20 protein-coding genes are annotated in these 21,710 nt (G+C 48.7%); 18 read left to right on the top strand and 2 right to left on the bottom strand.

All coding sequences use genetic code 11. The features are described 5' to 3' along the window. Positions 1–59 precede the first annotated feature (59 nt). Together lgt and IYN85_RS14445 are read left to right on the top strand one after the other, a co-directional pair. Positions 60–902 carry a prolipoprotein diacylglyceryl transferase gene (gene lgt / locus IYN85_RS14450; protein WP_196159611.1) on the top strand — a complete coding sequence of 281 codons (843 nt, stop codon included), beginning with the start codon at positions 60–62 and terminating at the stop codon, positions 900–902. Continuing rightward, positions 899–1,750, top strand: coding sequence for a thymidylate synthase (locus IYN85_RS14445; protein ID WP_196159610.1), 852 nt, complete (start codon positions 899–901; stop codon positions 1,748–1,750). Before lgt ends, IYN85_RS14445 begins: the two co-directional genes overlap by 4 nt. Before the next feature lie 322 nt (positions 1,751–2,072). On the opposite strand, the gene IYN85_RS14440 is transcribed toward IYN85_RS14445, so the two are convergent. Beyond that, entirely contained in the window at positions 2,073–3,515 is a 1,443-nt protein-coding gene (locus tag IYN85_RS14440) for a hypothetical protein (RefSeq protein ID WP_196159609.1), read from the bottom strand. 166 nt (positions 3,516–3,681) lie between these two features. On the opposite strand from IYN85_RS14440, the gene IYN85_RS14435 reads away from it, so the two are divergent. After that, complete coding sequence (locus tag IYN85_RS14435) at positions 3,682–6,072, top strand: Lon protease family protein (RefSeq protein WP_196159608.1); 2,391 nt, start codon at positions 3,682–3,684, stop codon at positions 6,070–6,072. 43 nt (positions 6,073–6,115) lie between these two features. On the opposite strand, the gene IYN85_RS14430 is transcribed toward IYN85_RS14435, so the two are convergent. Next, positions 6,116–7,480 carry a hypothetical protein gene (locus IYN85_RS14430; protein ID WP_196159607.1) on the bottom strand — a complete coding sequence of 455 codons (1,365 nt, stop codon included), beginning with the start codon at positions 7,478–7,480 and terminating at the stop codon, positions 6,116–6,118. Between the two features lie 234 nt (positions 7,481–7,714). On the opposite strand from IYN85_RS14430, the gene mnmG reads away from it, so the two are divergent. From mnmG to IYN85_RS14355, 15 genes are all read left to right on the top strand, one after another. Beyond that, a complete protein-coding gene (mnmG, locus tag IYN85_RS14425; RefSeq protein WP_196159606.1) occupies positions 7,715–9,601 on the top strand; it encodes a tRNA uridine-5-carboxymethylaminomethyl(34) synthesis enzyme MnmG in 1,887 nt (628 codons plus the stop codon). Next, positions 9,598–10,227: a 16S rRNA (guanine(527)-N(7))-methyltransferase RsmG gene (gene rsmG, locus IYN85_RS14420; protein ID WP_196159605.1), complete on the top strand. Its 630-nt coding sequence runs from the start codon at positions 9,598–9,600 to the stop codon at positions 10,225–10,227. Before mnmG ends, rsmG begins: the two co-directional genes overlap by 4 nt. An 18-nt stretch (positions 10,228–10,245) precedes the next feature. Continuing rightward, positions 10,246–11,061: a ParA family protein gene (locus IYN85_RS14415; RefSeq protein ID WP_196159604.1), complete on the top strand. Its 816-nt coding sequence runs from the start codon at positions 10,246–10,248 to the stop codon at positions 11,059–11,061. A gap of 6 nt (positions 11,062–11,067) precedes the next feature. Beyond that, entirely contained in the window at positions 11,068–11,958 is an 891-nt protein-coding gene (locus IYN85_RS14410) for a ParB/RepB/Spo0J family partition protein (protein WP_196159603.1), read from the top strand. 257 nt (positions 11,959–12,215) lie between these two features. Further along, positions 12,216–12,620: an ATP synthase subunit I gene (locus tag IYN85_RS14405; protein ID WP_196159602.1), complete on the top strand. Its 405-nt coding sequence runs from the start codon at positions 12,216–12,218 to the stop codon at positions 12,618–12,620. Positions 12,621–12,652: 32 nt separating this feature from the next. After that, positions 12,653–13,546 (top strand): F0F1 ATP synthase subunit A, encoded by an 894-nt coding sequence (gene atpB / locus IYN85_RS14400; protein WP_196159601.1) that lies wholly within the window; start codon positions 12,653–12,655, stop codon positions 13,544–13,546. A 104-nt stretch (positions 13,547–13,650) separates the two neighbouring features. Further along, positions 13,651–13,878 carry a F0F1 ATP synthase subunit C gene (gene atpE / locus IYN85_RS14395; RefSeq protein ID WP_196159600.1) on the top strand — a complete coding sequence of 76 codons (228 nt, stop codon included), beginning with the start codon at positions 13,651–13,653 and terminating at the stop codon, positions 13,876–13,878. Between the two features lie 51 nt (positions 13,879–13,929). Continuing rightward, positions 13,930–14,400 carry a F0F1 ATP synthase subunit B gene (locus IYN85_RS14390; protein ID WP_196159599.1) on the top strand — a complete coding sequence of 157 codons (471 nt, stop codon included), beginning with the start codon at positions 13,930–13,932 and terminating at the stop codon, positions 14,398–14,400. An 11-nt stretch (positions 14,401–14,411) separates the two neighbouring features. Then, positions 14,412–14,948: a F0F1 ATP synthase subunit delta gene (locus IYN85_RS14385; RefSeq protein ID WP_196159598.1), complete on the top strand. Its 537-nt coding sequence runs from the start codon at positions 14,412–14,414 to the stop codon at positions 14,946–14,948. Between the two features lie 13 nt (positions 14,949–14,961). Then, on the top strand, positions 14,962–16,506 hold the full coding sequence (gene atpA, locus IYN85_RS14380) for a F0F1 ATP synthase subunit alpha (RefSeq protein WP_196159597.1): 1,545 nt from the start codon (positions 14,962–14,964) through the stop codon (positions 16,504–16,506). Positions 16,507–16,548: 42 nt separating this feature from the next. Next, positions 16,549–17,415 (top strand): F0F1 ATP synthase subunit gamma, encoded by an 867-nt coding sequence (gene atpG / locus IYN85_RS14375; RefSeq protein WP_196159596.1) that lies wholly within the window; start codon positions 16,549–16,551, stop codon positions 17,413–17,415. A gap of 21 nt (positions 17,416–17,436) precedes the next feature. After that, a complete protein-coding gene (gene atpD, locus IYN85_RS14370) occupies positions 17,437–18,837 on the top strand; it encodes a F0F1 ATP synthase subunit beta (protein ID WP_196159595.1) in 1,401 nt (466 codons plus the stop codon). A gap of 23 nt (positions 18,838–18,860) precedes the next feature. Next, positions 18,861–19,286 carry a F0F1 ATP synthase subunit epsilon gene (locus tag IYN85_RS14365; RefSeq protein WP_196159594.1) on the top strand — a complete coding sequence of 142 codons (426 nt, stop codon included), beginning with the start codon at positions 18,861–18,863 and terminating at the stop codon, positions 19,284–19,286. Between the two features lie 378 nt (positions 19,287–19,664). Further along, entirely contained in the window at positions 19,665–20,675 is a 1,011-nt protein-coding gene (gene fbp, locus IYN85_RS14360) for a class 1 fructose-bisphosphatase (RefSeq protein ID WP_196159593.1), read from the top strand. 85 nt (positions 20,676–20,760) lie between these two features. Continuing rightward, the gene (locus IYN85_RS14355; RefSeq protein ID WP_196159592.1) at positions 20,761–21,678 is read left to right on the top strand and encodes a DMT family transporter; all 918 of its coding nucleotides are present in this window, start codon (positions 20,761–20,763) and stop codon (positions 21,676–21,678) included. Positions 21,679–21,710 lie beyond the last annotated feature (32 nt).

Below are 21,710 nucleotides of genomic sequence, written 5' to 3'. Positions count from 1 at the left end.
GATTTCGAAACGATCTGATATAGTGGCGCCCTTATCGATTTACTGAGGTTTCCGTCACTATGGTTCACCCACAATTTGATCCAATCGCGTTCAGTATTGGACCTCTGTCAATTCATTGGTATGGCATTATGTACCTGCTGGGCTTTTTGGCGGGGCAGTACCTGGGTATCTGGCGAGCGGGGCGGGATGCTTGGCGCAATTTCACCCCAGATGAAGTTAAAGACCTGCTGTTTTATATCGTCGTCGGCATCATATTAGGCGGTAGAATTGGCTATGTTCTGTTCTACCATATGGATTTGTTCTTACAAAACCCCCTGTATCTGATCAAAATCAACGAAGGTGGAATGAGCTTTCATGGTGGCTTTTTAGGCGTGGCGGCTGCCGTGATTCTGTTTGCCCGGAACAAGAAAAAACACATATTTACCGTTGGCGATTTTGTTGCGCCGCTGGTACCTCCGGGGATATTTTTTGGCCGTTTTGGCAACTTCATAAACGGAGAACTGTGGGGCCGGCCGACCGATGTTGCCTGGGGCATGATTTTTCCGAATGTCGATTCGCTGACGCGTCACCCATCGCAACTTTATCAAATGGCGGGTGAAGGGTTTCTACTGTTTGTGTTTCTGTGGTGGTTCAGTCGCAAACCTCGCCCGCGGATGTCCGTTGCAGCTATGTTCATGATTGGATATGGGGTACTGCGTACCATTGCGGAGTACTTCCGGGAGCCGGATGCGCATATTGGTTATTTATTGGGCGGTTACCTGACTCAGGGGATGTTGCTTAGTTTGCCGATGGTGTTCATTGGTGCGGTCATGATGGTTTTCGCGTATCGAACGCCGGTATTTGAGGTGGTTGAGGTAAAACATCCAAAAACACAGGGCGCAAAGAAAGGTAAGAAAAAATGAAGCAGTATTTGGATTTATGTCAGCGAATCATCGATGAAGGTCATTGGATTGAAAATGAACGAACCGGTAAGCGCTGCCTGACCGTCATAAATGCTGACCTGACATACGATGTTGCCAACAATCACTTTCCCCTGATCACAACACGTAAGAGTTTTTACAAATCGGCCATCGCTGAGTTTCTTGGGTATATCCGCGGCTACGATAACGCGGCGGATTTCCGCAAACTGGGCACTAAAACCTGGGATGCGAACGCCAACGACAACGCCGCATGGCTGGCGAACTCGCATCGTAAAGGCGACGATGACATGGGGCGAGTTTATGGTGTGCAGGGGCGCGCTTGGGCGAAACCGGATGGTGGCAGTGTTGATCAACTGCGTAAGATTGTCGATAACCTGAAAAAAGGAATTGATGATCGTGGCGAGATCCTGAGCTTTTATAATCCTGGTGAGTTTCATATGGGGTGCTTGCGACCCTGTATGCATACGCATACTTTCTCGTTGCTGGGCGAGACCCTGTATCTCACCAGCTATCAGCGATCCTGTGATGTTCCACTGGGTTTGAATTTTAATCAGGTCCAGGTATTTTTCTTTCTCGCCATAGTGGCGCAGATTACCGGTCACAAACCAGGTAAGGCTTACCATAAAATTGTTAATGCACACATCTACGAAGATCAGCTTGAGTTAATGCGCGACGTGCAATTGAAACGTGAGCCTTTTCCTTCCCCAAAATTGATTATTAATCCAGACATCAAATCACTTGAGGATTTAGAAACCTGGGTCACGATGGATGATTTCAGTGTGGAAGGGTACGAACACCACCCGGCGATTGCATATCCGTTTTCAGTCTAGTCGCACCTAGGGCAATTCTGATTAATTCAAATCACCTCAGACCTATCAGATCGAAAAATGAGTGAAGCGTGTGTTGTAGGGAATGGCGAGTCCTTTTCAAAACACAAAACAAAGCTCAGTCATCGATCTGAAGGACCTGGAGGGCGGGGCTGAAATGGCCAATTTCTTTGTTCAGTCCTTTGCCAAGATGATGAATATTGCCTGCAGAAATTGCATCGAACTTTGCGCATTTATTCACCCGCTGAGGTAGATAGCAATTATTCAGAGTTGCCCTAGCAAAAAACCGGCCGGCGCCGGTTTTTTAGTTGTCATTTATAGAGTATTAGTAAAGAATTTTTAGGCCGAAATCAGCAGTCCAGTTTTGTAACGCGTTCTGATTGCTTTCCAGATTGACGTCCAGAGAAACGATATCATTAGCCTTAACGGTGAAGCCTAGGTTCAATGTGTTAGTAAAGTTCAAGAACTCTACATCGGTGGCTTCGGAGTTGATTTGTACATAATCCTCTTCATAGCCATCAGCTGCTTGATTTACTTTATTAACTTTGGTTGTTGTTGTCGTGCTATTGATATCCAGCAGACCGATAGTGGTGCCAGCCCGCCAAATCCATTTTGCACTGGTTGCATACTCAGCCTGCACGGCTATATTACCGGTGATGTTAGTGCTCTCAATGAGTTCAAGATCGGTTACACCAGTAGCTGCTGTTGTGTTGGCTGCGGCGTTAAGGGTATTCGTAAATGTGTCTTTTACAACACTATTTTTGGTTTCTGTTTTGCTGCTGGTATACCAAACGGAAGGTTGCACCTTGAACTTTGCGGCGCCCAAAGCAACTCGATGATCCAGACCCAGCATTAAGGTGGTATTGTTGTCAGCAACTACTGACTTTGTTTCTTCTTCAGTGAGCTGATCGACATTGGTCGTAGGACCAGTAAGATCAATATCAAGTTCGTCAAAACTTGCTGAAATGGTTTCTGTCGTTTCATTGTTATCAATGCTCAATGCGCCGAGAACAAACATGTCGTCACGTAGTTGGAATCGACCGCTAAGTGACGTGATCAAACCTCCAGTTCGTTTCGTTCCTTCCGTGTATTCCAGTGTGTTAGTGGTTCGATTCGTCGCCGTAGTTTGCCCGTCTGTATTATAAACATCGGTCACGTTAAACGTGTCTGTCTCATCTGACGTCGGTAGCGAGAAACTGAAAACAAGGTCTAAAGGCAAGTCATTCAGTTTTAAACCAGCTTGAATTTGGCTCATGCTGGCATTGTTGACCGTTTCATTCGCATCCACATCCAGACTAGCTGTATCCGCAGCGCCAACATTAATTGTCGTTGTGCCATCATTTTCAAAATAGTCATAATCGGTTAAAGCATCTACATTTAACGAACTCAGACCGTCGGTAGTTAAGAAGTCCTGTTTAAAGTCGTCTTTATTGGTATCCAAACCGTAACCAACTCGTACACCAACAGCGCCAATGCCGACATTTCCAGCCCAAAATAAATCGACGTTATTTATGGTATTACCCAGGTTCGTACTCAGGCGCCCAACATGTATTCCGATTTTTTGGCCAAATGCGTTGTTAACATATCCGGCTGTACCGAAATCACTGAATGATAGCTGATTTTCTGTTGTTGCTAGGTACGCAGGATTATCAAAGGCTGTGTCGTAGTCATAGACGGATTCGACGGGATCCTGTGACAAAAATGTGGATGCCTGAGCAGTTGAAAATGTGGCAAAGGCCACTGCGCTGACAAGTAATTTCTTTTTCATGTTGATGACTCCCAATTTGGACGTGTGAACAGATGAGGTCAAGTCTGACCAAAGTGTAAAGCTTAGATTTGCCGGTTATGGGTGTCAATTTGAAAGCTATGAAACACTTCTACCTCTTGTTCAGGGTGTGACATACTAGTCAAAACTCCGTATTAGGCTCCATTGAATGACCACAAAGATTGCCCCGTTAAGCGCGACTGAGCTTCGTGCACACATTGACCTCAGCTACCTAAACATTGAATCAACGGCAGATTTAGAGGGCGTTTCCAGCTTTCTGGGTCAACCACGAGCCAAAAAGTCGTTGGAATTCGGCATCGCCATGCGAGGCGGTGGTTATAACCTCTATGTGATGGGCGATACCGGAACAGGTAGGCAATCGTTGGTGTCTAAATACGTACGGGAATTGGCAGAGTCACAACAGGCACCGAGTGAATGGGCCTACATTAATAATTTTGAGAACCCTCGGGAGCCGAACTCGCTGGAGCTTCCCGCTGGACGGGGAGATGAACTGAAGGCTCAGATCAATCAATTCCTGAATGATCTGATGGACACTTTCCCAGCCGCTTTTGAAAGTCCGACCTATCAACGCAAACGTTCTGCGATTGATCGCGACTTTAACCAGAAGTACGACGCTGCACTGAAGATGGTCGAGCGATTTGCCAATGAAAAAGAAGTCGCCGTGGTGTCTGATGGTGGCTCGGTTATGCTCTTGCCGGTTGTTGAGGGTCGTGCGCTGGATGACACGGAATTTGCTCAATTGCCTGAAGAGATCCGCAGCGAGTTTCAGAGTCGGATCAACGACATTGAAGAATATCTGAACGAACAGGTGTTGGAATTACCCACCTGGCGACGCAAATCTTCAGAGAAGCTACGTCAGCTGAATCTGGAAACCGTTCAGCAGGCAATTAAACCGCTGTTGAAAGACTTAGAAGTTAAGAATCAGAGTTTGCTGTCAGTGTTGCGGTTCATCCGCGCTATAAAACACCACTTACCACAGCTGATTGTCGATCTGTTCGCTGAGGAATCTCTGTCGGATACCCGCACTGATCAGGATCGTCGCAAATCGTTGGAGCATTGGCTTATCCCGAATCTGATGATGCAGCACGACATCAATAGTGGTGCGCCAGTGGTCTATGAAATGCTGCCAACCTACCAGAACCTGTTTGGTCGGATCGAATATTCCACACAACAGGGTATCCCCATTACCAACTATCAATTGATTCGTCCTGGCAGTCTGTTAAAAGCCAATGGAGGCTATCTGATTCTTGACGCAGAAAAATTGCTGATGGAACCCTTTGCCTGGGATGCGCTAAAAATGGCGCTAAAAACCAAAGAACTGAAAATGGAATCACCCTATGCGGATGCCAGCTTGATGCATTCCGTGACCTTGAGTCCAGCGTCAATCAAGCTGAATATTAAGGTGATTCTGCTTGGCTCCCGCGACATATATTATCAGTTGCAGGAGTGGGACCCTGAGTTTATGGAGCTGTTTCGTGTGCCAGTCGATTTCGACAGCTTCATTCCCCGTACCAAAGACAACATCGACAACCTCATTCTGCGCATTAAGGATTACGGCGAAGAAAAGGGCTTTAAGCCTTTAACTAAGGCAGCCATTGAAAAACTGATCGAATACAGCCTGCGTGAAGCGGAGCATCAGCAGCGGTTGTCTGCGCAAGTGGTTAAAGTATTTAAGGTGTTTGCAGAGGCGGATTTTATCTGCCGACATCAGGATGCCAGATTGATTAACGAAACGCATGTATCTGCGGCCCTGGAAGCGGCCGAGTATCGCAATGGCCGAATTGCTGATCAGATGTTGATGGAAATTGAAGAAGGCACAATTTTGATCGATACCGAAGGAGATCGCATTGGCTGCGTGAATGGTTTAACCGTGATGGAAATTGGCGAAAGTCGCTTTGGTTCTCCTGCGCGCATCACTTCTACCGTGCACGTTGGCGGTAAAGGAGTTGTCGACATCGAACGGGAAGTCGAGCTGGGTCAATCCATTCATAGTAAAGGCGTGATGATTCTCAGCGGGTTTCTGGGGCATGAATTTGGTCGCAGCTTTCCACTGACCTTATCGTCACATATCGCTATGGAGCAAAGTTATGGCTACATCGACGGTGACAGCGCGACCGTGGCGGAATATTGTTCATTGATTTCCGCCATTACGCAGACGCCGGTCAAGCAGAGTTTTGCGATTACCGGTTCGATGAACCAGCTCGGCGAAGTGCAGGCCATTGGTGGCGTTAACGAAAAGATCGAGGGTTTTTTCAAGCTCTGTGAAATCCGGGGACTGAATGGGAAGCAGGGCGTTATTGTCCCCCATGACAATATCAAGCACCTGATGCTGCACCAAGATGTCATCGACGCGGTACAAAGTGGGAAGTTTCATATCTACGCGGTTCGTCACGTCTATGAGGCGTTGCACTTGCTGATGCAAATGGAAACCGGTATCGCAAATGAAAAAGGTGAATTCCCGCCGGAAACGCTGAACGGCAAAGCACAAAAAGCGCTAAAGACTCTGTTTGAGCTCTACCAGGAAACGGAAGAAGAGTGAGATCAGCGACCAGCTATCAGCCGGGTGCTGATAGCTGTCCGTTTTAAAACAAACTGTCCAGCCCGAACTTGGCACTCAGACCAACAGATAGACCCTCCACATCCTCATTGGCACCGATCAGGTACCCAGCCTCGATGGCAAACAGAACATAACGGTTCAGTGGCGTGGGAATGTTGGCATCGGTGAACAGGTAGGTGCCAAAGCCATCCGTACCATAAACAAAATCCAGCCCGTAGCGAAAGCTCTCCGAATGATCCAGCGCGGCGTTTACCCCAGTACTGACAAACCAATTGCTACCATAGGCGCCACGAAAACGGAATGCCATGTCACTGCTGAAACCGGATTCAACGTTGAGTCCGGCATTCCAGATGGATTGGGTATCGCCCAAAATGCCAAAGCTTGTTTGTCCAAGTAGTAGCTGGTTGCGATGTAGATAGCTGACTTCTTCAATGGTGTCACCTTCGTTAATCAGCGCTTTTGCCAGCCGATAATGATCGGACCGAGCGATTTCGCCGCGCGCTCCATTGGCATCGACATCGGTAATGCGGATGCGGCCTATGATTTCTCGGAATGCGTCGTTTTCATCGATTTCCTTGATGTCTTTATACACGGCAAAATAAGCGCCTGGCACCACACCGGTTTTACGGCCAATATTAATGGCAACTTGCTCGTCCAGCTTAGACAGCACCTTACCTTGAATCTGAATGCTTTGATCGGCAAGCTCGACCCAATCGTTATTGCGAATGGAGCGGCGGCCCAGGCGGATGTCGGCGACGGAGTAGATTGAACTGATGTCAGTGACCTCCAGAATGCCGCTCTGTTCATCGACAAAGCCAAAACTTTCACCGCTGCTGCTCTTAATTTCGGTGCCGCGGCGGAATACGCGGAAAATCTGGCCTACTTCAATCCCTGCGTTAGCGCCGAGGTCAAAATAGACCTGATCGGCTGTGACTTTCACCACCGATCCCAATTCGCGGAATTCGCGTTTCAGCATCAGAGGAAGTTCGTACTCGAGTTGTGCCAATAAAGCGGGAATCTCCTTAAAACGAAATTCCAACGCACGTTGAATGACCAGTTCGCCGGTACCAACGTTATAGATAGAGGCAGTTACTGTGGCCTTGCGGCCTTTGTTGTAAAGCGTGACAACGGCAACAGCCTGCAAGTTCGCTTTGGCTGCAGCGTCAATCATGGCTCCTATTGCTTCGGCGCTGTTGGGTCGGACTGCGGTCTTTGCGTTCGCGACTTCATAGTCCTGCAAGCGATTTATAGCATTCGTGGCAATCAAACGCAGGTCAGGTCGGTAATTGAGGTTCTCATCGCTCAAGTCGGTGACCAGGAGCAGGTTGCCCGCTGCCATTGCCGAGCCGCAACAGGTGATGAAAAATAAAGCCAGCCATAGTCTACCCATGTCGAATCCACCTCTTAACCTGCCCAATTTGCAGTATAGCCAGCTTTCCTGACATGCAAGGTTGCTTCAGTATTGGCTGTTCGGTTTCAAGCGTCGCAGTAGAACGCCGTTATGGTGGGTGTTTGATTAATTTTTAGGCTGCTAAACTGGAAAAAACTGCGTATAATCCCGCACCCTTTTGAATTCAAGCTGGTCTGAGTGCAGCCAGTTCCTGTCCCGTAATTGAGGTGATAAGTGGATTTTCCGAAACAGTATGACGTCATTGTCATTGGTGGTGGCCATGCCGGTACTGAAGCAGCTTTGGCCGCCGCGCGTATGGGCAGCCAGACCCTGTTATTGACGCATAATATTGATACCGTTGGTGTTATGTCGTGTAACCCGGCTATTGGAGGTATTGGTAAAAGCCATCTGGTGAAGGAAATTGATGCTTTGGGCGGTGCGATGGCCCGCGCGACGGATCTCGCGGGCATTCAATGGCGTGTGCTGAACAGCCGTAAAGGGCCAGCCGTGCGTGCAACCCGGGCACAGGCGGATCGCCAGCTGTATCGCGCGGCTATCCGACAAATTGTCGAACAACAACCCAATCTGGACGTATTTGCTCAGGCAGCCGACGACCTGATTCTGCAGGGTGACAAAGTCATTGGTGCGGTCACCCAAACCGGCATCCGAATTTTGGCCAAATCGGTCGTTTTGACGGCCGGCACCTTCTTGAACGGTAAAATTCACGTGGGCACCGACAACTACGCGGGCGGCCGAATGGGCGATACACCCAGTATCTCCTTGGCGGAACGCCTGAAAGAATTACCCATGCGCACTGGGCGCCTGAAAACAGGAACGCCGGCACGAATTGATGCTCGTTCGGTTGATTTCAGTGTGATGGTCGAACAACCCGGCGATTCACCGTTGCCGGTCATGTCCTATATGGGGCGTGTCGAACAGCACCCTCGCCAGGTGAGCTGCCACATCACGCACACCACCGAGCAAACGCACGACATTATCCGCAATAACCTCGGTCGCTCGGCCATGTATTCCGGCAATATCGAAGGCACCGGGCCACGCTATTGCCCATCGATTGAAGACAAAATAACTCGGTTTGCGGACAAAACCAGCCATCAGATATTTGTTGAGCCCGAAGGATTGACTACCTACGAACTTTACCCGAACGGCATTTCAACCAGTTTGCCGTTTGATGTTCAGGTCGATTTTATCCGAACCATGAAAGGGTTCGAAAATGCGCACATTACGCGACCGGGCTATGCCATTGAATATGATTACTACGACCCACAGGACCTGAAACACTCGCTGGAAAGCAAGTTTATTGAGAACCTGTTTTTTGCCGGTCAGATAAACGGTACCACGGGCTATGAAGAGGCCGGTGCACAGGGTTTGCTGGCTGGTTTGAATGCGGCCCGTAAGGCGCAGGGTGAGGAGATGTGGTATCCCCACCGTGACGAAGCCTACATAGGGGTGTTGGTTGATGATCTCATTACTATGGGTACCCGCGAGCCCTATCGTATGTTTACCAGCCGAGCGGAATATCGCTTACTGTTGCGAGAAGATAATGCAGATGCCCGCCTGACCGAAACCGGACGTAAACTCGGTTTGGTTGATGATCAGCGCTGGGCTGCATTTAGCGCTAAGCAGGAAAGCATTGCCCGGGAGCAGGAGCGATTGCGCACGACCTATGTGCAACCGAAATCTGACGCAGCTGCTGTGTTGGCTGAAAAACTGCCGCAGGCCTTGGCTCGTGAGTTCAGTTTGCGGGATCTCCTGAAGCGACCCGAGCTGACCTATCGCGATATTCATGCGGCTAGTGCGCCAGACGTTGAGTTGGACTTTGCTGAACAGGAGCAGGTGGAAATCTCCGCTAAATACGAAGGTTACATTCAGCGTCAGCAGGATGAAATCGACACCATGCGTCGACATGAGCACATGAAACTGCCAACAACGCTGGACATTGACGCCATTGGTGGCCTTTCGAACGAAGTGAAACAGAAGTTGAAAGAGGTTCAGCCGGAAACGCTGGCCCAGGCATCGCGTATATCCGGTGTGACACCAGCCGCCGTCTCGATGTTGCTGGTACACATTAAAAAACATAATGCGAGTCGGCAAAGCGCATGACCGAAGCATTTAAAGCACAGTTAGAGCGTGGGCTGCAGCGGCTCACATTGGAGTTGCCAGAGGAAGCGATAGCGCGTTTGTTGGCCTATCACGCCTTATTGGTTAAGTGGAATAAAGCGTATAACCTGACCTCGGTCCGTGACGCCGCGCAGATGATCGACCGCCACCTAATCGATAGTCTGAGCATGGTGCACACCCTGAGCGACGGTGACTTAATTGATGTCGGCACCGGACCTGGACTGCCGGGTATGGTCATCGCATTGATCAAACCTGAATTGAAGGTTTGGTTGTTGGACAGTAACGGCAAGAAAACCCGGTTTCTGAATCAGGTGAAAATGTCTTTGGGTGCTGACAACGTCACTGTGGTACATCACCGTCTGGAAAGCTGGCAGCCCGATGTCAAATTTGCGCAGATTACGTCTAGAGCGTTCGCTACCCTTTCTGATATGGTAAGCTTTTCGCGCCATTTGCTGGCTCCAAATGGTCGTTTTCTGGCCATGAAAGGTCAGTTCCCTGAAGCCGAACTCGCGGAACTGCCGGCTGATGTAACGTTAATCGCTGTAAAACCATTACAGGTCCCAGGTACGGATGGTGAACGTCATCTTGTTGAATTGGGTCTTAAGTAACCAATAAAGGAAACTGCCTTGAGTCATATCTTCGCTATTACCAACCAAAAAGGCGGCGTTGGCAAAACCACCACAGCAATCAATTTGCCGGCATCTCTTGTTGCCATGAAGCGCAAAGTGCTGGTGGTCGATATGGACCCACAGGGAAATGCCACCATGGGCAGTGGCGTCGATAAAAGTGATCTTGAATTGTCCGCTTATGACGTACTCACTGGTAAATGTCAGTGCGCCGAGGCCATTGTCCATGCAGAGCAGGCGGGTTTCGACTTGTTGCCTGCGAACGGTGACTTAACCGCCGCCGAAGTAGAGCTGTTGTCGATGAAGATGAAAGAACATCGTCTGCAGTATGCTCTGGCCGAAGTGAAACAGAATTACGACTACATATTTATTGACTGTCCGCCCTCGCTCAATATGTTGACCGTCAACGCACTCACCGCTGCACAAAGCATCTTCATCCCCATGCAATGTGAATACTATGCGTTAGAAGGGCTTGCGGCGCTGCTGGAAACCATTGGCGAAATTCAGAAGGTAGTGAACCCCGGTTTAGAGATCGGTGGTCTGTTACGCACTATGTATGACCCACGCAACACCCTGACCAATGATGTATCCGATCAGCTGAAAGAATATTTTGGTGACAAAGTCTACAGCGCTGTTATTCCCCGTAATGTCCGTTTGGCTGAGGCGCCCAGTTATGGGATGCCCGCGCTGCATTACGATAAGACCTCGACCGGCGCCAAGTCTTATTTGGCTCTGGCCGGGGAATTCATTCGCCGTGTTGAAGGCGAAAAGGCGGACATCTCCGTCTCCAGTGATATTGAAAAGGTAACGGGTTAAGTAGGTATGTCAGTGAAAAAGAAAGGATTAGGGCGCAATTTTGGTTCTCTGATAACGACCCAGGCCGAAGTCAAAGAGATATCTGAGAAGCCGGTTGAGCATGTTAAGGAAACAGATGGAACGTTAAAGCACCTACCCATCGAGTGGGTGCAGCGGGGCGTGTACCAGCCACGACGAGACATGTCGACCGATGCGTTGGAGGAGTTAGCGAACTCTATTCGCGCTCAGGGGGTTATGCAACCGGTTGTTGTGCGACCGCTAGGACCCCAAACGTATGAGTTAATCGCCGGAGAACGCCGCTGGCGAGCATCGCAAATGGTTGGCCTGGATACTATTCCGGCGGTAATCCGTGACGTTGCCGATGAAGATGCCATTGCCATGGCACTGATCGAAAATATTCAACGTGAAAACCTTAACCCTATTGAAGAAGCAATCGCATTGCAGCGTCTGCAGAAAGAATTTGACTTGACCCAGGCGGAAGTGGCAGAAGCCGTGGGTAAATCCCGGGTAACGGTGACCAACCTGCTGCGTTTGATCAGCCTGGAAACCGAAGTTAAAAAAATGCTTGAGCATGGTGATTTGGAAATGGGTCATGCCCGTGCTTTGCTGGGCTTGCCCGGTGAAAAGCAGATCGAAGCGGCACGTCAGGTAGTGGCGAAAGGTATGACCGTACGCCAGACCGAAGCCCTGGTTCGGTCGCTTTCCCAACCGAACAAAGTCTCACTGCCTAAGAATGATTCTAAACATGACGTAAATATTAAGCGTTTGGAAGAGATGCTGTCTAAGCGCCTTGGAGCTTCTGTGCAAATTAAGCATGGTGCCGGCGGACGTGGATCGCTAACTATCAAGTACACCAGCCTTGATGAGTTGGATGGCATTCTGGAGCACGTAAAATAAGGCCTGCAGCGCTTTTACAACGCATTGTATGGATGGCAAGAGTTCCTCGCGAGGTCATCGGAATATGTCGATTACTCTTGGTAGGAAAATTGGTATACAAAATACGCGTAATATCATCATTACGACTATTGATGTACGTCATTCATCGATTGGCAACAATAGGTTACGGCAACTGGTTGATGCGGTGCTGGGAACCCAATATACTCTGCGGCTCAAATTTTGGCACCGATAGCGCCTGTCACAAGAAAGCAGGATAAATGTCATACTTTAAGGTACATCGTCAAACGACAATCAGCCGACCTATTGCATCTCGGGTATTACTGATTGAAATGTTGGTCACGATGATAGGTACTTTAGTCGGCATTTTAGTAGCACCCAATATTGGTGCGTCGGTAGCATTAGGTGGGCTGATTAGCATTGCAGGCCAGGCATTTTACAGTTTCAGAGCATTGCGCCATTTTGGAAGCGGTAACGTAGGTTTAGTCATCTCGGCAACCTATAGCGCAATGTGGGGTAAGTGGCTGATCATAATTGCAGGTAGTTTGCTCGCCGTAATTAAAATAGATGAATTAAACGCAGGAGTGCTCTACTTGAGTGTCTTTTTTGTGCATACCCTGGGCGCACTTCTGTTACCGGTTTTAGTTAAAAGAGTGGCTTCATAGCCATCCATTAAAATTAAGGGGCTTTGGTTTTTATGGCGAGTAGTGGAAACGAGGAACACGGTTACGCGAATGCTTCGGAGTATATCCAGCATCACTTAACCAATCTGACTTATGGGAAATTGCCAGTAGGTGCAGAAACCTGTGACGGGCACACCGTAACAGAAGCACACTGGGGCTTTGCACAGTGTGGTGCCGAAGCGAAAGCCATGGGGTTTAATGCAATCAATGTCGACAGTATGGCTTGGTCAATAGGACTTGGTTTGGTATTTCTGTTGGTTTTCTGGCGTGTGGCCAAATCGGTCACCGCGGGCGTACCCACAGGTATGCAAAATTTTGTTGAAACCATCGTTGAGTTCGTCGACAACAACGTTCGTGACGTCTTTCATGGACGTAACCCTTGGATAGCTCCGATCGCGTTGACGGTATTCTGCTGGGTGCTACTCTCTAACCTGATGGATATTTTACCGGTGGATTTGGTGCCATGGTTGCTTGAACAGGCTGGTGTCAAATTCCAGAAGATTGTGCCGTCAACTGACCCGAATGTTACCCTGGGTACCGCGGTATTTGTCTTTATCTTGATGCTCTATTACTCCTTTAAAGTGAAAGGCTTTGGCTTTATAAAAGAGCTGTCATTCACGCCATTTAATACCCCATGGTTGATTTGGTTCAACCTGCCACTCGAATTAGTCGGCTTGATCGCGAAACCATTTTCACTCGGTTTGCGATTGTTCGGTAACCTCTATGCAGCGGAAATCATCTTTATCCTGATCGCACTGATGTTCGGTGGGGGTATCATTTTCGGTGTGCTGGGTGGTGTAATGCAATTGGCATGGGCTGCGTTCCACATTTTGGTCATTCCATTGCAAGCCTTTATTTTTATGGTGCTGACGATCGTTTATCTGTCGCAGGCACATGAAGATCATTAATAGAATTCGCAGGGGGCTGTGCTCGTTAGCAGCTGCTTGCAAACTGGGTTATACCCTTACTTAAAACACAAAACTTGGTAATTAAAAAAAACTAGGAGAAACACATGGAATTTATCTTCCTTGCCGCTGGCTTAATGATGGGTTTAGGTGCAATCGGTGCTGCAATCGGCGTTGGTTTGCTTGGTAGCAAATTGCTTGAGTCCACGGCTCGTCAGCCTGAGCTTGGTCCAATGTTGCAAACCAAGTTCTTCATCGTTGCTGGCTTGATCGATGCGATTCCAATTATCGGTGTTGGTATCGCGATGTATCTGATCTTCGTTGTTGGTGCTTAATTCTCACTTCGTAAGTGATGACTTTCCACAAACTATTAACGAGGTGATGGCGTGAATTTTAACGCAACATTTATTGGCCAAATCATCGTCTTCGCTATTTTCGTCGTGTTGTGCGCAAAATATGTCTGGCCGCCAATTATGGCCGCCATGCAAGAGCGTCAGAAGAAAATTGCCGAAGGTCTCGATGCTGCATCACGTGCAGATAAGGCTTTGGAAGTTGCTCAACACGACGCAGCCGGCAAAATTCGCGAAGCGAAAGAGCAGGCAGCGGCGCTGATAGAGCAAGCCAATCGCCGTGCGGCCGTTATTGTTGACGAGGCTAAGGCAGAAGCAGAAGCAGAAGCCAAACGAATCGTCACAGCCGCACAGTCTGATGTGGACAAAGAACGCAATCTGGCGCGCGAAGAACTGCGGGCCAAGGTAGCTGAATTGACGGTAGCCGGTGCAGAGAAAATTCTGCAGGCTGAAGTTGATCAGAGCAAACACAGCGAGTTGTTGGATAAGCTGGCAGCGCAGCTGTAAGGGGACGGAACATGGCAGAATTAAGTACGCTCGCCCGACCTTACGCTAAGGCTGCGTTTTCAGCCGCAGTTGATTCCGGCGATATCGCCGGTTGGTCAACAGCCCTGCAAACGCTTGCGGTAATTACGAAAACTGACAAAGTGGCCGAGTTGATTCTCAGTCCGTCAGTAAGCGCATTGGTTAAAGCGAAAGCAATTGCGGATGTAGCCGGTGAAGACTGTAATGAAGGCGCTTCTAATCTGTTGACCGTGTTGGCAGAGAACGATCGTTTCGCATTACTACCGGAAATCAGCGCTCAATTTGAACTGCTGAAGGCAGATCACGAAAAGAGTGTTGACGTAGTTGTAACCAGTGCATTTGAACTCAGCGACGCACAGCATAAAACGTTAGTTGAAAAGTTAACCGCGAAATTTTCCCGCGTAGTGACTCTAAACGTAAACGTCGATTCGGCACTTATCGGTGGCGTAATCATAAAAGCTGGCGATCTTGTTATCGACGACTCCGTTCGCGGAAAATTGTCGAAACTCGCTGACGCAATGAATTCCTAATGAGGGAAAACGCATGCAGCACCTGAATCCTTCAGAAATCAGTGACATTATCAAAGAGCGTATCGCGAAACTGGATACAGGCTCTAAAGCACAAAATGAAGGTACTATCGTTGGGGTTTCCGACGGTATTGTACGTATTCATGGTCTCGCCGACGTGATGTATGGCGAAATGATCGAATTTGAAGGTGGCGTCTTTGGTATGGCGCTTAACCTTGAGCAAGACTCTGTTGGTGCCGTTGTTCTTGGTGAATACAAGAACTTAGCGGAAGGCCAAACCTGTAAATGTACCGGTCGTATTCTGGAAGTCCCTGTGGGCCCTGAATTGCTTGGCCGTGTCGTTGACTCGTTGGGTAATGCTATTGATGGTAAAGGTGACATCAACGCAAAGTTGACAGACCCCATCGAAAAAGTGGCACCAGGCGTTATTGCCCGTCAATCAGTCGATCAACCTGTTCAGACAGGTTATAAGGCAGTTGACTCCATGGTACCTATCGGCCGTGGCCAGCGCGAGCTGATCATTGGTGACCGTCAGACGGGTAAAACCGCATTGGCCGTCGACGCTATTCTGGCGCAGAAGGGCACAGGCATTAAATGTGTCTATGTTGCTGTTGGCCAGAAGCGTTCTACCATTGCTAACGTGGTACGTAAACTGGAAGAGCATGGCGCAATGGAATACACAACGGTTGTTGTGGCTTCAGCGTCCGAACCCGCGTCAATGCAATTTATTGCACCATACGCCGGCTGCTCTATGGGTGAGTACTTCCGTGACCGCGGTGAAGACGCCCTGATTATTTATGATGATCTGTCTAAGCAAGCGGTTGCTTACCGTCAGATCTCACTTTTGTTACGTCGTCCACCGGGCCGTGAAGCCTATCCTGGGGACGTCTTCTATTTGCACTCCCGTTTGTTGGAGCGCGCCTCACGCGTTAACGCTGAGTATGTAGAAGAGTTTACTAAAGGTGAAGTGAAAGGTAAGACCGGTTCTTTGACCGCACTGCCAATCATTGAAACTCAAGGTGGTGACGTTTCTGCGTTCGTACCTACCAACGTAATTTCGATTACTGACGGTCAGATCTTCTTGGAAACTGACTTGTTTAACGCGGGTATCCGTCCTGCAATGAACGCCGGTATTTCGGTCTCACGTGTCGGTGGTTCAGCGCAGACCAAAGTTATTAAAAAGCTGGCCGGTGGTATTCGTACTGCATTGGCTCAGTATCGCGAACTGGCTGCTTTCTCGCAGTTTGCGTCTGACTTGGACGAAGCAACTAAAGCACAGTTAGAGCACGGTGCTCGTGTAACCGAACTGATGAAGCAGAATCAATACTCACCAATGACGGTGGGTGAGATGGCTTTGTCAGTTTATGCAGCTAACGAAGGTTATCTGAAAGATCTTGACGTGAATCAGGTACTGCCATTCGAAACGGCTTTGCATGCTTACATGAATTCCGAACATGCCGATTTGATGAAAAACATCAATGAATCAGGTGCATGGAATGATGAAATCGCCGGAACCTTTAAGTCTGCCCTTGATACGTTCAAGGCAACTCAAAGCTGGTAATGAATCAGGCCGCGTAAGCGGCCACTAACTGAGGCTAATGCTATGGCAGTCGGAAAAGAGATACGAACGCAGATAAATAGCATTAATAATACGCGTAAAATTACGTCGGCAATGCAATTGGTTGCCGCCAGTAAGATGCGTAAAGCTCAGGATCGTATGCTGACCAGTCAACCTTACGCACAAAAAGTCCGTGCGGTGATTGGGCATTTAGCGAATGCGAATACTGAGTTTAAACACGTTTATCTGCGAGAACGTGAAGTAAAGCGTGTAGGCTACATTGTAGTCTCCACTGACCGTGGTCTCTGTGGTGGTCTTAACGTCAATTTGTTTAAAGCGGTTGCTAAACAAGCAGCAGAGCTGAAAGCAAAAGGCGTTGAGACTCAGGTTTGTGCCATTGGTAGTAAAGGCACAGGGTTCTTCAAAGCACGTGGCTTCGACGTAGTGGCTTCCATTACTCACGTCGGTGAGCAACCTGCGGTGGCGGACTTGATCGGCGGTGTCAAAGTCATGTTAGATGATTTTGAATCCGGCAAGATCGACCAACTGCATGTCGTTTACAACGAATTCGTAAACACCATGGTGCAGAAACCGAGAATTGATCAGTTGTTGCCGTTGAAGTCAGGCGATGATGATACCAATCGGGCCTATGCATGGGATTACCTGTATGAGCCGGATGCGGAATCACTGTTGAATGGTCTTTTGTCCCGTTTTATCGAGGCCCAAGTGTATCAGGGTGTTGTTGAGAACGGAGCCTGCGAGCAGGCATCTCGGATGATGGCAATGAAAGCCGCAACCGATAATGCTGGTGATTTGATCGATAACCTGAAGCTTGAGTATAACAAGGCGCGTCAAGCGGCCATTACTCAAGAGATCTCCGAAATTGTTGGCGGCGCTGCGGCGGTGCAATAACGGATTTAAGAGGACACAAACATGAGTAGCGGACGTATTACGCAAATCATCGGTGCTGTTGTCGACGTGGAATTCCCACGAGACAGCGTACCAAAGGTTTACGACGCACTAATTATTGATGCCAAGGGCATTACACTGGAAGTTCAGCAGCAGCTGGGTGACGGTGTTGTACGTACCATTGCGATGGGGTCTACTGAAGGCCTGCAGCGTGGTTCAAATGTCAGCAATACTGGCGCAGGTATTTCGGTACCGGTTGGTTCTGCGACACTGGGTCGAATCATGGACGTTTTGGGTAACCCCATTGACGAGCGTGGCGACATTCAGACAGAAGAGCGCGCGGTTATTCACCGTGATGCCCCTTCTTATGCAGAGCAATCCCAATCTCAAGACATTCTGGAAACCGGTATCAAGGTTATTGACCTGGTATGTCCGTTTGCCAAGGGTGGTAAAGTTGGTTTGTTCGGTGGTGCCGGTGTTGGTAAAACTGTAAACATGCTGGAGTTGATCAACAACATCGCAACAGAACACTCAGGTTTGTCTGTTTTTGCTGGTGTTGGTGAGCGTACTCGTGAAGGTAATGACTTCTACCACGAAATGTCTGATGCGGGTGTTATCAAACTGGATAACCTGCCTGAATCAAAAGTTGCGATGGTTTACGGTCAGATGAACGAGCCACCGGGTAACCGTCTGCGTGTTGCGTTGACTGGTTTGACTATGGCAGAGAAGTTCCGTGATGAAGGCCGTGACGTTTTGTTCTTCGTCGATAACATTTACCGCTATACTCTGGCAGGTACCGAGGTTTCGGCACTGTTGGGTCGTATGCCTTCTGCGGTAGGTTATCAGCCGACGTTGGCAGAAGAAATGGGTGTTCTTCAGGAACGTATTACGTCAACAAAAGCGGGCTCTATTACCTCTGTGCAAGCGGTATATGTACCTGCGGATGACTTGACTGACCCATCTCCAGCAACCACCTTTGCTCACTTGGACGCAACTGTTGTATTGTCTCGTGACATCGCTGCACTGGGTATTTACCCTGCGGTTGACCCACTTGACTCAACTTCACGTCAGTTGGACCCATTGGTTATCGGTCATGAGCATTACGATGTTGCCCGTGGCGTGCAGGGTGTTCTTCAGGGCTACAAAGAACTGAAGGACATCATCGCGATTTTGGGTATGGATGAATTGTCTGATGAAGACAAACTGACTGTAAGCCGTGCTCGTAAGATTGAACGTTTCTTGTCACAACCATTCCATGTGGCAGAAGTGTTCACAGGCGCACCAGGTAAATACGTTTCTTTGAAGGACACCATTCGTGGTTTCAAAGGTATCTTGGATGGCGAATACGATCACATTGCAGAACAAGACTTCTACATGAAGGGTTCAATCGAAGAAGTTGTTGAAGCGCACAACGCTCGCAGCTAATCGGCACCGGAGGTAACAGCACTATGGCTATGACAGTACATTGTGACATCGTCAGTGCCGAAGAGAAGGTCTTTTCAGGCCTTGTCGAGATTTTGGTGTGTACCGGTGAACAGGGCGAGCTGGGTATCAAACCTGGCCACGCCCCTTTGTTGACTCGTTTAAGTCCGGGTCCAGTGCATATGGTAAAACAGCATGGTCATGATGAAGTGGTCTATGTTGAAGGTGGCTATCTCGAAGTACAGCCTAACCTGATTACTGTATTGGCAGATACGGCGGTGCGCGCATCAGATATTGATGAAGCCGCTGCCAATCGCGCCAAAGATGCTGCAGAAAAACAGATTGCAGATAAAATGGCGAGCAAAGAGTTTGCTGAGGTTGCTTCCCAACTGGCGAAAGCCATTGGTAAGCTTCGAACCATCAAAGAAGCACGAAAGGCACTAGGTAAGTAATATATCCTTTGTCATAAAAAAGCGGCCAATCGGTCGCTTTTTTTTGTCCGCTCTATTATGTCATCGTCCCAGAGTTCCAGTTTAACTCAGACTTTGTCGATCTCTGGTATTCGCGCAGATAACGTTTGAGGTTCCGGAACGTGTGTACGCCAATCATTTGTCCACAAAATACTGACTATTACAGTCGGTGTTTAAAAATCCTGCTATGTTACTATCCCAAGACAGTCCGGCCCTGCAGTAGCTCGGTATCTTAACGATACGAGAGATTCAGGACACGATACTGTGGAGCCCAGCCGCCGAACTCGTTTATCGGGTTTAACAACTACAAAATAATTGGGCAAATACGACTATCAACCTGGCATCTCCAGCGGAGACAATATGGAAATTACCAAAACTCTCGGTGAATTTATCATCGAAAAGCAGTCTGAATACCCCGATGCGACAGGGGAGCTGTCGTCAATTTTTGCATCCATTCGTTTAGCGTCAAAACTGGTTCATCGCGAAATCAACAAGGCTGGCCTTGCGGATATTACTGGCGGTGTTGGCAGTGAAAATATTCAAGGCGAGCAGCAGCAGAAACTGGATGTCTATGCGAATGAACGTTTTAAAACGGCTTTAGCCGCACGTGGCGTAGTTTGTGGCCTGGCATCGGAAGAAGAGGATAGCTACGTTCACTTTGATGATGGCCTGAATCTGAATGGCAAGTATGTGGTGTTAATTGACCCCGTTGACGGTTCATCGAATATCGACGTGAATGTGTCCGTAGGTACCATATTTTCTGTTTACCGACGTTTGTCACCCATTGGTGGACCGGTGACCGAAGAAGACTTCCTGCAACCTGGTAATGCTCAGGTCGCTGCCGGTTATGTTATCTATGGTTCCTCTACCATGCTGGTCTACAGTACAGGTAACGGTGTTCATGGGTTTACCTATGACCCTAGTCTCGGAATTTTCTGTTTGTCGCATCCGGATATGACTTACCCCGAAGACGGTGTGATTTATTCGGTCAATGAAGGTAACTATGTGCATTTCCACGATGGCGTGAAGCAGTACATCAAGTATTGTCAGGTGGAAGATCAACGCACGAACCGACCTTACACCAGCCGCTATATTGGGTCATTGGTCTCAGATTTTCACCGAAATCTGATCAAAGGTGGTATTTTTCTTTATCCATCGTCGTCGCTGCATCCGTCCGGCAAATTGCGTTTGTTGTATGAGTGTAATCCAATGGCTTTCTTGGCAGAGCAAGCGGGTGGTAAAGCAATCGCGGGTGTTTCTGAACGCGTGCTAGACATTAATCCGACCGAGCTGCATCAGCGTGTCCCTTTCTTTGTTGGCTCTGTCAACATGGTCAACAAACTCGAACGGTTCCTGCGCGAATTTTCCTGATTCAATCTGCGACCTATGGCGGAGGAGACCCTAAGTCTTTTCCGCTATAGTAGGTCGAAAACAATAATACAATCAGGGGTTACTCTTGCGACAATCTGTTTTGATCGCTGCCGCGTTAGCGGCAGTGGCTAATCTGTTCTGGGCGGCTAATGCCATTGTCGGAAAGGCCGCCATCGCCAGCTTACCGGCATTTACCTTATCTCAATTTCGCTGGAGTTTGGCGTTTGTTTTTTTGGCTCCATTTGGTATCCCCAGAATCTTGCGACAACGACTCTGGTACCGTCAGAATCTGTTAGCATTAATAGCGCTATCGGTGCTCAGCGTTACCTTTTACAACACCTTGCAGTATTGGTCGCTGGAGTATACCGAGCCAGTCAAGGTTGGTGCGATGCTTGCGCTAATGCCATTAAGTATTTCCATTGTGTCGAGTGTGTTTGGCGGTCGTCGACAAACCTTGATGGAATGGGTGATGTCTGCGGTCGCTGTGACTGGAGCCATGACCGTAGTGACGGATGGACATCCGCTGCAGGTATTTTCTGGCCAGTCAGCGGGTGTTGGCGAGGTGCTGATGGTACTGGCGATTACAAGTTGGGCGCTTTATTCGGTGCTGCTGAAAAAAATGCCGCACCAGGCCGTGGATATGATAGGTCTGCTAACCTTCTTTGTGGGCATCGGAACTTTGTTAATCTTGCCTTTTTGGGTCTTCGATATCGTCACTGAACCAGTGTTTGTTCCTTCGGGAACGCTGTGGTGGTCGGTACTGTTTGTGGCTGTCTTTCCGTCCATCGTGTCCTTTATGTGCTGGAATGCGGCCGTCAAAATTGGCGATGCCACCATCGCCGGGTTAATGGTGACCTCCGCTCCACTATTTAACGCGTTACTGTCGATCATCTTCCTGCACGCAAGTATTTCGTTGGCGCAATGGATTGGGATCGCGGTAGTGATTGTCGGTGTTGCTGGTGCGTTGTTGATTTCCCGTCGAACCGCTGCTGTCAGTCCTTGAATAATTGTCCGCAGAACATACAATTACGCGCC

It is taken from the genome of Reinekea sp. G2M2-21 (assembly GCF_015687175.1).
Lineage (GTDB): Bacteria > Pseudomonadota > Gammaproteobacteria > Pseudomonadales > Natronospirillaceae > Reinekea.
The sequence above is the reverse complement of the archived record's forward strand: the minus strand, read 5'-3'. Positions and strand labels throughout refer to the sequence as shown.